This is a genomic window from Acidobacteriota bacterium (assembly GCA_040754075.1).
Classification (GTDB): Bacteria; Acidobacteriota; Blastocatellia; order UBA7656; family UBA7656; genus JBFMDH01.
This window is the reverse complement of record JBFMDH010000036.1, coordinates 60,685-73,971: the sequence shown is the minus strand read 5'-3', so window position 1 is coordinate 73,971 and position 13,287 is coordinate 60,685. Positions and strand designations below refer to the sequence as shown.

General features: G+C 51.5%; 7 protein-coding genes and 1 pseudogene. 7 read left to right on the top strand and 1 reads right to left on the bottom strand.

Annotated features, from left to right (window positions below; translation table 11 throughout):
* A partial coding sequence (locus AB1757_26970; protein MEW6130702.1) for a DDE transposase occupies positions 1-109 on the top strand: 109 nt, incomplete at its 5' end.
* Between the two features lie 36 nt (positions 110-145).
* On the opposite strand, the pseudogene AB1757_26965 reads toward AB1757_26970, so the two are convergent.
* A pseudogene (locus tag AB1757_26965) lies at positions 146-847 on the bottom strand (ADP-ribosylglycohydrolase family protein).
* Positions 848-1,229: 382 nt separating this feature from the next.
* Here AB1757_26965 and AB1757_26960 point away from each other — a divergent pair.
* From AB1757_26960 to AB1757_26935, 6 genes are all read left to right on the top strand, one after another.
* Positions 1,230-3,569 carry a cytochrome c3 family protein gene (locus tag AB1757_26960; protein MEW6130701.1) on the top strand — a complete coding sequence of 780 codons (2,340 nt, stop codon included), beginning with the start codon at positions 1,230-1,232 and terminating at the stop codon, positions 3,567-3,569.
* A gap of 75 nt (positions 3,570-3,644) precedes the next feature.
* Positions 3,645-7,616, top strand: a complete 3,972-nt coding sequence (locus AB1757_26955; protein MEW6130700.1) for a hypothetical protein — start codon at positions 3,645-3,647, stop codon at positions 7,614-7,616.
* Positions 7,617-7,799: 183 nt separating this feature from the next.
* Entirely contained in the window at positions 7,800-8,252 is a 453-nt protein-coding gene (locus tag AB1757_26950) for a cytochrome c3 family protein (GenBank protein MEW6130699.1), read from the top strand.
* A gap of 139 nt (positions 8,253-8,391) precedes the next feature.
* Positions 8,392-9,228 (top strand): cytochrome c3 family protein, encoded by an 837-nt coding sequence (locus AB1757_26945; protein ID MEW6130698.1) that lies wholly within the window; start codon positions 8,392-8,394, stop codon positions 9,226-9,228.
* A 269-nt stretch (positions 9,229-9,497) separates the two neighbouring features.
* On the top strand, positions 9,498-10,463 hold the full coding sequence (locus AB1757_26940; GenBank protein ID MEW6130697.1) for a cytochrome c3 family protein: 966 nt from the start codon (positions 9,498-9,500) through the stop codon (positions 10,461-10,463).
* A 249-nt stretch (positions 10,464-10,712) separates the two neighbouring features.
* Positions 10,713-13,169 carry a cyclic nucleotide-binding domain-containing protein gene (locus AB1757_26935; protein MEW6130696.1) on the top strand — a complete coding sequence of 819 codons (2,457 nt, stop codon included), beginning with the start codon at positions 10,713-10,715 and terminating at the stop codon, positions 13,167-13,169.
* Positions 13,170-13,287 lie beyond the last annotated feature (118 nt).

Genomic DNA, 13,287 nt, shown 5'->3' with positions numbered 1-13,287 from the left:
CCGGCGCTTGAGCAAAGATTATGAACGGGCGTGTGAATCATCCGAGGCGTTTGTTTATCTGGCGATGATTCACCTGATGCTCAAGCGCTTGAAGCCGATGCGAACTTAATTTCTCAACACGCTCTAACCGGTCAAGTGTAGCCAAACATTCGTCCCAGCCGCGCGCAATAAAACTTTCAGGCGAATCAACAAAGGCGCGTTGCCAAAGCGCGCCGAGCCACTCATCGTGATAAATCATGCGCTGCGAATGCGCATAATCGCGCAGGCACTCAATGACTTTTTTCGGTTCGCCGTCACTTAACAAATAAACAAGGGTTGCCGAAGTCAAATCTGATGCCGCAAGCGCGGTTGGGTGTCCGTGGGTGAGCGCCGCTTGAAATTGCGCAATTGCGGCACGCCCCGATTCATTTACGCTCAGTTGTCCTGCCTTTAATAATCCAACCGGCGCAACCCGCATATTCGCGCCGCAACCTTTCGATGATTCCACGGTGGCTTCCTGCCATTGCGTGCCTTTTTTGAGACGACGACAGGCTTTCAAACAAGTATTACCGGGGGCGCGATTATTTTCGGGACTGTCCAACCACTCAATGAATCTGGCTCTCAGCGCGGCTTCGAGATTCGTTGGCGTGTAGTTGCCTTGCGCGGCTGCATCAATCAGCGCGTCGCCCACGGCAATCGCCATCTGCGTATCATCGGTCACCATCGCCAGGTTTCCCGGCGGCGCTTGAATGCCAATGGGCGGAAAGCGTTCGATCATTTCGCGAATGGTTGAAAATTCAACTGGCGCACCCATCGCGTCGCCAAACGCCAGACCGAATAAACAAGCGGAAGCGCGTTTCGATTTCATAGGCAAAACTTATCACAATTGCATAAAGAAACTGAGAGCGAATGGCTGCGGATTTTATAAATAAACAAATCCGTATGGTCTGCGGTGGCAGGCAGATTCCTCGTTAAATAACCTGTTTGCAGCCGCAGACGGTATTGGCAAAACCTACCTTCCACTACAGAAAATCAATTCAAATTGACCGCAAAACCCCGGCAAATGAAAATTGCGCTTGTAAGCTAAGCTTGAATTGATATATGTTGCGCCTGCCATAATTTAAACAAACCAACGCATAGAGAATTTTTAGGCTCAGGTTACGCGGGAAAGGCGTAACCGGCAAAGCAGTTTTTATCCTAATCTGAATTGCTTAATCAGGTTTTGATTTTTGCGCGCAAGCGGAGGGCAAATGCGATTTAAACTCGTCATCGTTGTCCTGTACGTACTGGCATCTGCCATTGCGTCGCTGTCGTTTGTCCGCCCGCTCAATTCTTCCGATGACGCCCAAACCGGTTTTCAAATTCCTTTAGACCTTGCAGGCAAACGCGGGCTGGTGCTCTTCAATCACAAAAAGCATGAAGCCTTAATCAACGCCGACCAGACTTTTAAACATAAAGCCCAACCCAATGTTGCCTGCACCGGCTGTCATCATTCGGTTAAAGAAATTACCCAAGCCAAACAATTTCAAAAATGTTCGAGCTGTCATAAAAACGAAGCCAACGCCGCAAATCCCGATGACTCAGACGGCATCGATTTGAATGCGCGTGAAATCTATCACCGCCTGTGTATCAGTTGTCATCGTGCCAGCAATTTTCGCGCTTCCAATTACCGCATCCGAGACAGCAAATTTACACGTTGCGGCGAATGCCACGACCGCGATGCCAATACCGCGACGATTGCCCGTGTTGAAGATGAATTGCAACCCGCGCTTGACCCCAACGAAGTGATTTATCCGAAACCTGAACCGAAAAGACTGGTGCCTGACGCAAACGAAAAAATCGTTTCGCCGTTTGATTTGCCGCTCGGTTACGCGGGCAAATCGCGCATTGAACCCGCGCCGCAAACTGTCGGCGATAAACTCCCCATCACAGACCGCTGGCGCATCGGCTTTCCCGAAGAGCCGCGCTATAAACGCGGCTCGCTTTTAAACCCCTATCGTCAAAATGTTTTAAAAGGCGATTATCCGATTTTTCGCCAGCATAATTTTTTGATTCTCAATCTCGAAAGCGAAACTTTCGTCAATGCGCGGCGCATTCCTGTACCTAGCGGCGTGAGCAGCGAACGTCCTGAAAGCACGGAATTTTTCGGGCGCGGCGGTCAGGTGCTCACCAAACAGACCTTCATCACCTCGGTGGAATTCTTTAACGGCGACACGGCATTTAAACCCATCAACTGGCGGGCGCGCGTCACCCCCGTATTCAACATCAATCACCTCAATACCCAGGAGCGCAACCTCGTCAACGTCAATCCCATCATCGGCGCAAATCGTCTGGATGGTTACATCAGTTTTCAGGAGATGTTTTTTGAACAGCGAGTTGGCGATACCACCAGACTGTTGCCGTTTTTGCGCGGGCGCGATAACACCAATAAAAACCAGCGCGGGTACATTGATAACCGCGCCGGCGAGAGTCCGTATTTTGATACGACCTTCGTGCGCGCCGGCATTCAACAATTCAACAGCGATTTTCGCAGTTTCATTTTCAGCGATTACAACCTCGGCGTGCGCCTTTTCGGACAGGCGGCAAATAACCGCTATAACTTCAACTCGGCATATTTTTATTTACTCGAAAAAGATACCAACAGCGAATTAAATACCCGCATCAACCGTGGCGAGTTTCGCGACCAGACGGTGTTCATTGCCAATCTCTATCGGCAAGACACTCGCTGGAAAGGTTACACAGCGCAACTCAGTTTTCATTACAACAATGACCGCCCATCGCGCCATTTCGATGAGAATGATTTTCTCGTGCGTCCTGCGCTTATCGGTGATGTTGCGCCGCACGGCATCAAAGCTTTTTATTTAGGCTTTGCCGGTGACGGGCACATCGGAACGCTTAATATCAATCACGCTTTCTATCAGGCGCTCGGGCACGACACCCGCAATCCGATTGCCGGTCGTCGCACCGACATCAACGCGCAGATGGCGGCACTGGAACTTTCGCGTGATAGAGACTGGCTGCGGTTCAAAGGCTCGGTTTTCTTTGCCTCGGGCGACAGCAAACCGTTCGATGACACGGCGCGCGGTTTTGATTCCATCGTTGATGCGACGGAATTTGCGGGCGGCAAATTCAGTTTCTGGAACAGTCAGGCGATTCCTTTCACCAACACCGGCGTCTTGCTGACGACCCCTGAAAGTTTGTTGCCGAATTTGCGCAGCAGCAAATTTGAAGGGCAAGCGAATTTCGTCAATCCCGGCATACTGGTTTATAACGCCGGAGTGGAAGCCGAACTTACGCCCAAAATGCGCGGCGTGTTGAATGCCAATTACTCGCATTTTCATCGCACCGAAACGCTTTCGGAATTGTTGTTTCAACCGAATGTGCGCAAATCCATCGGCTTTGATTACGGGTTGGGGGTCATCTTTCGCCCGATTTTAAACGAAAATATCATCATCGCGGGCGGCTTTTCGTCGCTCATTCCCGGCACCGGTTTCAAAGATATTTTCAGCTCGAACTGTTCGGGGCAAGGGTGCGGCGCGAATGCCAAAACGCTGTTTTCGGCATTCGTAAAAGTGAAGCTGGTTTATTGAGAAATTCGTTTGGTATGGCTCAGGGCATCGCTCTGAGCTATTGAGTTTCGCCACTTTGTGGCTTGGTGATAGTTAATGAAATCATCATCAAACAACGCGCTTAAATTATTGTTCATCGTTTTGATGATCAGCCTGTATTGCGTTTTCGGATTGAATCGTCCGGCTGCGATTGTCAAAGCCAATCAGCAACCTGATGACCCCAACATCGCTTCATCTAATTCGCTTGTTGATTCAAATCCACAAGCGCAAAACTCATCGCAACCCGCGACTTCGCTTTTTAATATGACCGAAGAGGAAGCTGCGCGGCGCAGCGCCGGTTGTCTCGATTGCCACACCGGCATCGAAGATATGCACAACGGCAAACTCACCATCGGCTGTATTGATTGTCACGGCGGCAATGCCGATGCCAGACTCGCGCCAGGCGCGTCGCAAAATTCACCCGTCTACGAAGAGACCAAAAAACAAGCGCACGTGCAGCCGCGCTATCCTGAGTTCTGGAAAACCTCGGCAAATCCGCAAAGACCCGCGATGCTCACTTTGAAAGAGAGCGCGGAATTCATACGTTTCATCAATCCCGGCGATTTGCGCGTCGCCAACTTGAGTTGCGGCGCGTCGGGTTGTCACACCGGCGATGTTCACAAAGTCCGCAAAAGCATGATGACCACAGGGTCGATGCTCTGGGGCGCTGCGCTTTATAACAATGGTTCGTTTCCGCTCAAAAATTACCGCTTCGGTGAAAGCTATAACCAAGACGGTTTGCCGCAACGACTCTTTAGCTATCCACAACCGACCGAACAGGAGAAGAAAGAGAAAGGCGTACTCGCGTTTATTGACCCGTTGCCGCGCTGGGAAATCACCCAGATGGGCAACATCCTGCGCACCTTTGAACGCGGCGGGCGCAAAGCCGCGGAAATCGGCAATCCTTTGCCCGAAGAACAACCCGGCAAACCTACGCAAAATCTTTTATCACCTCGCGGACTCGGCACATTGCTGCGCACCGACCCGGTGTTTTTAGGACTTCAAAAAACTCGCCTGCTTGACCCAATGCTATCGATGTATGGCACCAATGACCATCCGGGCGATTATCGGTCGAGCGGTTGCACAGCCTGTCACGTCGTCTATGCCAATGACAGCAATCCGTTTCACGCAGGTCCATTTGCAAAATACGGACACACGGGACTCAGTCAAACCAAAGATGCGACGATTCCCAAAAACGAATCGGGGCATCCCATCAAACATCAACTGACGCGCGCTATTCCGTCGAGCAGTTGCGTCGTCTGTCATATGCATCCCGGCACCTTGGTGTTGAACACTTACTTTGGTTATATGTGGTGGGATTTGGAAACCGATGGCGGCGATATGTACGCGCCGAAAAAGTTAAGCCCCGAAGAAGAAGCCGCGACCTTAAAACGCAATCCCGAAGAATCAAGCTTGCGCGGCAAATGGCGCGACCCGGAATTTTTGCAAACCCTTGGCGAACTCAACAAAACGCGCAAGCATACGCAGTTTGCAGATTTTGCCGGACACGGTTGGATTTTCCGTTCGACCTTCAAAAAAGACCGCAAAGGCAATTACCTCGATATCGATGGCAACATCGTTGCAAACGTCACGCCGGAACTCTTGCAACGCGCCGTGAGCGAAACCACAGACGACCCCGAATCGCGCAAAGGCGTGCCGGTGCACCTCAAAGACATTCACCTCGAAAAAGGCATGCACTGTGTGGATTGCCATTTCAAACAGGATAATCATGGCAATGGCAAACTCTATGGCGAAGTGCGCAACGCCATCGAGATTGATTGCAAAGACTGTCACGGGACAATTACGGAACGCGCTGACCCGACTTCACGCGAAGCGCGAACGACAGCCGCAGCGGGCGGCAATCGCATGCTTGATTATCGCAATCTGCCATCGGGCAAAGACCGCTTTTTCAAAAAAGACGGCGAGCTTTATCAACGCGCGGCGGTCGCGGTTGATAAAGACGGGAAACCTCTGGTCTGGCGCGTCAAACAGGTTGCCGATACCATAAATCCCGCGAGCCGCGATTACAACGAAAAAGCCGCGCTTGCCAAAACCATTTCGCGCGACAACAAAACCTGGGGCAACGCGACGACCACAGAAAACAATCTGGCGCACGCCAACTCCAGGATGAGTTGTTATGCCTGTCACACCTCGTGGACGCCGAGTTGTTTCGGTTGCCATTTGAAAATGGAAGCCAACGAACAACGCCCGATGCTGCACAACGAAGGCGAAGATTCACTAAGAAACTGGACTTCGTATAATTTTCAAACCTTACGCGATGATGTGTTTTTACTCGGTAAAGACGGAACCGTAACCGGCAGGCGTTATGCGCCGGTGCGTTCGGCGTGCGCGGTTTATGTGAGTTCGCAAAACGCTTTGCGCGAATGGATTTATTCACAACAGCAGACCGTGTCAGCGGAAGGCTACAGCGGGCAGGCATTCAGTTCGCACTTCCCGCACACCGTGCGCACTCGCGAGACTCGTGGTTGCGATGATTGCCATCTATCGGAAAATAACGACAACAATGCTTACCTGGCGATGACCTATATGCAGGGGACGAATTTTTATAATTTCATCGGGCGGTATTGTTATGTAGGGCTTGGCGATGATGGCTTCGGCGCGGTCGCGGTCACAGAGCGCAGCGAACCGCAGGCGGTTATCGGCAGTTACCTGCACAAAATCGCTTACCCCGATGAATACCAAAAACACAGGGAAGCGAACAAAGAACTGCACGAATTTTATGAACATCCGGGCAATGATGTCTCTACGAATTTCAAACCGTTCGTGAATGCGAAATCGAATATCACCAGTCTGCAACTCAGAGGCGAATACCTCTATGCGGCATGCGGCAAAGCCGGGTTTAAGTTTTTCGATGTGGCGAATATTGACCAGAAAGGTTTTTCCGAGAGGTTGACCACTGCGCCGTTTTCGCCGATGGGACAACGGTTTTATGTGAAATCGAAAAACGCGACAAGCATCGCATCGCCTTCGACGCTTGCGGTTGACCCGACGCGCCGTCATTTGCCGGAAAATGAAGAAGCGCAAAACCGCGATGATAAACAGGCGATTCCGCTGTTTTACGGATTCCTTTACGGCACCGACAGCGAAGAAGGTTTGATTGTCATCGGCAACACCAAACCCGGCAAAAACAACATCGGGGTTGCGACTTTGCTTGATGGCGACCCCAATAATAATTTCATTGACCGCGCCCTTGCCTGGAATCCGAATAATATTTTGAAAGGCGCAAACCACATCACCATTGCCGGGCATTATGCTTACATCACTTGTGACCGGGGACTAGTCATCGTTGACATCATTGACCCGACCAAGCCGCGACTCGTGAAAGAGTTCGGTGAACCGTTCATCAAGCGACCGCGCGCCGTGCAGATGCAATTGCGCTATGCGTTCGTCTGCGACGCGGAAGGTCTGAAGGTTATTGACATCACCGACCCCGATAATCCTGCCGCGGTTTCACGCGCCGTAGTGCCAATCAGTGATGCGAATAATGTTTATCTGGTGCGAACTTATGCCTATGTCGCGGCGGGCAAACAAGGGTTGGTCATCGTTGACATTGAAAATCCCGAACGCCCGCGCATTGAACAGAGTTTTAATGCCGATGGCGAAATTGATGATGCGCGTGATGTGAAGGTCGGCGCGACCAATGTGAGTTTGTTTGCTTACATCGCCGGAGGCAAACGCGGGTTGCAAGTTGTGCAGTTGATTTCACCCGAAGAAACCGCAGGGCATTACGGATTCAGCCCGCGACCGACGCCAAGACTCATTGCGACGCATAAATTCAAAGGCGAGGCGCTCGTAATTTCCGAAGGCGTAGACCGCGACCGCGCAATGGATGAAAGCGGCAATCAACTGGCGGTCTTTGGGCGAAGGGGCGCGCGTCCGCTCAATTTTGAAGAGATGATGCGAATGATGATGCTCGGCAAAGCCTTGTTTCGTGTGCCGGAAATCAAAGACAACGACATCAAACAGAATAAGGATGTTCGGCGTTTTTATGGTAATCCCGCGCCATAGGAGATTAAATTGCAGTTCAGGCGGTTGCCGTAATGTTGAGGTTTTGGGTTTGAATGCCTTTTCATCGCAAAGGCGCAGAGAACGCCGAGACTACGCAGAGTTTTCTTTCTCTGCGGTGAAAGAAAATTTAAGGATGAAGCGTTAAGGCTGCTCATCAACTTTGAAAGTGAAATTGAGATGAAGTTGAAACTGACAATTGTGATGCTTTACGCTGTGGCGTTGGCAATCTGTGCGACGGTGCAAACGGGGGTGTCGGCAATGGCAGTTCAACAAAGCGTCATCATCAAACTCGACACGCAAGGCGGGCGCGGCGTGGTCTATTTCGACCATCGCAAGCACGAAGCCTTAATCAACCCCGACGCCAATTTCGTTTATAAAAACAAAGCGAAGAAGAATGCCGCGTGCGCCGGTTGTCATCATACGGAAAGCCGTCGCGGTATCGTGCAACTATGGAAATGCGTGTCGTGTCACAAAGGCGAAGGCAATGACAAGAATCCGAAAAACGTAGACTCCGATGAAGTGTATGCCGAACGCGCTTTTCACGATATGTGCATCGGCTGTCACAAAGCCAATATCGAAGCCGGTATTTCCATAAAAGGTCGAACAACTTGTGGCGGTTGTCATAAGGCGGAGTAGAAAGTTGACAGGCAATTTGCTGATTAAAATTAAAAAAAGTATCGCACTTGCGGCGTTATTGTTTGCAGTGTGCGCGTATTTTTTTGCTTCGCCTGCAAGTGCCGATGAAGTTAGTCGTTTGAAAAATTCAGATTCGCTGATGAATTTCGCGAGAAGCAAAGGCACGGGCAGTTTCGACCATGCCTCGAAAAAACACCGCACCTTGAATTGCAACGCCTGTCACAAAGTGAGCGTCGCCGCGCCGAATGTGAAAAGTTTTCCCGGACACGCGGCTTGCATCGCCTGTCACAACCTCGCCGCAGAAACCGTGATGAGCTTTGCTAACTATTGTGGCATCTGTCATGCGGGGAAACCGGTATCGCGGGCAATTCCCAAGATGTTCGATTTCGTCACCCGCACCAGACAACTGACGAGTGATTTCGGCATAGACTTTTCGCACGTCGAACATCGTAAAAGCTTGCCGACAGATGTGAGTTTCGTTAAATCGCCCGATTCAAAATTTACGATCAGCTTGAACGCCGCGCCGCGCTGTACCGATTGTCACAGCCGCGCGGAACCGCGACCCGCGAACGCGCCGGAGATGAATATTGAAAAAGGGCATTCGACCTGTTTTCAATGTCACGGTGAGCGTCCCGCCGCGCCGCGCGCGGATTTCCCGTATATGAATGATTGCGGCGCGTGTCACGATCTGGCGGGCGCGAAATCACCGATGCATTACAACAAGCTGCGCGCTTTTCATCACCAGGATCACGAAAGTTATAACGACACCCGACCGGTGAGAAAATCCGAGTATCGCGCAAAGCTTGCGGATTATCTCTGCGCCGAGTGTCACGCATCGGTTGACCGCGCCAAAAATTTAAGCGATATACGCTTTCCCGAAGAGCGCACCTGCAACGCCTGTCATAACGGCAAACTGGGATTACCGGACGCGCTCGACGCCAATGTGGTGAATCAATTGAGAAATGCGGCGCGGTAAATGATTTATTGAACAATCCTAAAGCTTATGCGCCGGAGGCGCTTAGGATATTAGCCTGTGGTGAAGCCACAGGAACTCGAAAGGCTGGGTCTATCGCGCCCTGAAGGGGCGCAGGACAAATTAACATTGAGCAGAGAGGAATCATCCGCTGCCCCTTCAGGGCAGGATAAATTATTGGCAATTTTCCCTGTGGCTTCACCACTGGCTAATTTCCTTTGCCCCTTCGGGGCATTAGTTGCCTCACGAGTTTAGGGTGTAGCAGTACAACCATGACGAACGACAAATCGAAAAATTTAAAACTTGGCTTAACGATTCTGTTTTGTCTGATGATGGTTGCCGCCTGTCGCTCGACGCAGAAAAATTTGAATCAACCGGCGGAGCCGCAAACGCCTGTGCAAACGCCGCCGCAAGCGACCGGCTATGTGCAGGAAGCCAAGTTCATCGCGCCCGGTTCCCAATCGACTTATGACCATTTTCGCGACGGGCATAAACAACTCACCGATTGCAATGAATGTCATAAACGCGACACCGCAAATCCGCGCGCAACGGTTGCCAATCAACCCGCTAAAACCTACTGGCAACCCTATCACGACGCCTGCAACCGCTGTCACAAAACCGACCGCGAGAAATATAACCTCACGGAAGCGGGCGCAACCAAAGACAATCCGTTTTGCGCCGCCTGTCACCTTGACCCCGTTGTGACCGTCACTGCCGACCAGACTTTCAAAGCGCGGTTGATTGATTACCCAACGCGCAACCAGGAGTTCGGCACACGCGGCGGACTCAAAGGCTTTTCGCATAAAACTCACATGGACGCGCAGAAGATGAGCGGCGAAGGCGCAGAGGTGAGTTGCGGTAATTGTCATAACGTGAAGAGCAATCCGACGCGCGCGACTTTTCCGCGACACGCCGAATGTTACCAGTGTCACACCCATCAGGCGGGCGAAAAACTCGGCGGTTGCGGCGTCTGTCACGTGCAAAAGAGCGAAGCCATCATTTACAGTCCGGGAATGGGGAGCGCCGCGAGTTTCAATTTCCGACACAGCCCGTCGCATCTGAAATCGGGTTGTGAACGCTGTCACCGGTTAGGCGAACCGCAGGAAGAAGCGCGTCTTGATGTTCAACAAATCAACACGGCGCGCGGGCAGCGTCACCGTTCGGCGTGCTGGACGTGTCACGCGCCCAAACGCGAAGCGGTCTGCTCGAAATGTCATCGCAGCGCCATTCCGTTTTAATAATGAAAAGATGATGCCCTCATCAAGCTGCTCGATGGGGGGGCGGTTTTTTACACGAAGAACACAAAGAACACGAAACCAATTAACGCAATTTTTGATTACCTGACCCAACCGGAATGATTTATCTTTGCGCATAACAAAATTTTTACCCTTCGTGTGTTTCGTGTGCTTCGTGTTAAAAAGATTTACCGTTAAACTAACTGCGATTGAGGTGAGTTCGTAATACAAGCTTAATCAAGGTCTCCTCCTATGCCGCAAGAACATAAGAGCCGCCGCGAAGTTCTCGACGCCATCCGTTCGTTGCCTGCGCTTTCGGCTCTGCTTTCCACTCATGACGGTCATTTCGATTTTGAACTCGACTTGGAAGTTTCGGTTTACGGGCGCAATTATCGCGGCAAAAAAGTTGGACCTTATTTGCGGCTTCTGAGTTACCGTCCGGGCGAAACCGTTATTGAAGAAGGCGCGTGGGGCGGCAATACATTTTATGTCGTAGTGAATGGACTCATCGCGGTCTTCGTCAATGCGCCGAACGGTGAGCGCGTCAAGGTTGCTGAACTTCAACGCGGCGCAATTTTTGGCGAAATGGCGGTGCTGGCGGGCACCCCGCATAACGCCACGATGATTGTTGCGCCCGACCAAAACACGAAGATATTAGAGATTCAACGCCCGGCTCTGCGATTGCTTCGCAAACTCACGAATTTCAGCGACGACCTCGACAGAAATTATCGTCGTCACGGACGGCGCACCCTGCTTGAAGATTTGCGCTTGCTGACGGGGGTGAGCATTGAAACCATCGACGCGCTTAAAAAAATTTCGACATTTAGAATCTTCAGTAAAAATCATACGCTCTTTCGGCAAGGCGAAACCATCAATCGCCTCTACATCATCAAGCAAGGGTGGATGAAACGCCGTTATGATTTCATGATGAACGACCAGCCGCAGGTGGTCGAAGATTATCTCGGCAAAGGTTATTTTTTCGGACTCGAAGGTCTTTCGCAAAATCAGCAATGGCAGTACACGGCGGAACTCATGTCACGCGCAGAGGTTCTGGAAATATCCATCAATAAATTGCGCCAGACCGCCGAGATTCAAGATAATCTCGAAAAACTATTTGCGCGGTTTCACCCTCCACAAATCGGTTCGCGAATTATTCCCGGTAAAGATGTAACCAATGTCACACTCGGCAGACGCATTCTGATGGCGCAACAGGAAGTCATCACTACAGGTCTCGTCGATGCCAATAACCTGCTGGTGATGGATATGGATTTGTGCGTGCGTTGCGGCAACTGTTCGCTCGCCTGTCACCAGATTCATGGTCAGTCGCGCCTCACCCGACGCGGCATTCACATCATCAGATTGTCAGCGGCGAAACTTGGCGCGCGACAAAGCGTGTTGTCGCCGGAAGTCTGCATGCACTGCGCCGACCCGGAATGTTTAACCGGATGCCCGACCGGAGCCATCGGACGGTTCGAGCAGGGGCAGGTCGATATTGAACCTAAGCTTTGTATCGGTTGCGGCGATTGCGCCACCCAGTGCCCTTATGATGCGATTTCGATGGTGCCGCGCAAACGCGCAACGCCGGACACAAATAAAAATTTTGCCTGGCGCATTAAAGATTTACTCAGGCTGCAACCCGACCCCTTGCCTGCGGCGGTTGATGCCACCGAAGATTTAGTCGCTGTCAAATGCAACCTGTGCACCGGCACAACCCTTAATCCTGCGAAAAATCAGAAAGCGAAATACAGTTGTGAAGAGAACTGTCCGACGGGGGCGCTGGCGCGCATTACGCCGAGCCAGTATTTCAATGAAGTCGGGCAAATCGAAGGCTTGTTCCGCATAGACGAAACCCATGCCATCGGTCGCAACATTCATAAATCCGACCCACTCAAACGATTGTTGCATGTGGGCGGCATCGGCTTGACCGCCGCGCTCCTTATCGCGACGTGGTTCGGGTTAAAACAATTCGGTCTTGGCGGCAGCATCTTCGGCACTCTGAATATGCGCTGGATAACCGGGCTTGTGGGACTTGCGGGCATCGTCTGGGTGATGGGCTATGCGTTCAGGCGTCAGGTCTACACCAGGCGGCGCGGGGCGCTGCGTTACTGGTTACTCGTCCATGCTTATGCAGGCGTGATTGCCGGGTTGATGTTACTCATACACGGCGGGAATGATTCCGGCGGGTGGCTGACGACGCTGTTGATGTGGTCATTTGATGCGGTGATTGCCACAGGAATATTTGGTATCTTCTGTTACGCAGTGGCGCCGCGCCTGCTCACCAAAATCGAAGGCTCGCCGCTGCTCATCGATGATTTGAAAACCCGTCGCGAAGAACTCAGACGCGAGATTGGCAAAGTTGCAGGCTCGCCATCCGAAGCCGTGCGTTACATTGCGGCTCACAAAGTGGTGCCGCGATTTATTTCGATTAGCTTTTTGTTGCGACAATATCTCAAACGCGAACGGCTTGAAGATATGCTCGACGCGGCAAAAGCCGATTATCAAGCGGTTGCCGCGCAACTTGCGCCCGATGAAAGCCGCGAACTCACGCGCGCCATCGAAGCCGCTGCTACTTTGCGCCGCGTCGATGCGTTGATTTATCTGCATCGCTTGTTGAAACTCTGGCTGCCGCCGCATGTGTTGTTCACTTCACTGATGCTGGCGTTGATGCTGGTGCACATTTTTCAAGTGGTGTTTTATTTGGCAAGATAGGATTCAGGAAAAGAAAGTATGAAGTAGGAACGATGAACGATGAACAGAAAGTGTTATAGATTTGTTCATCGTCAGTATTCCGCTTTCATTGTTTTTTTAGCCCTGAATCCTATCACCT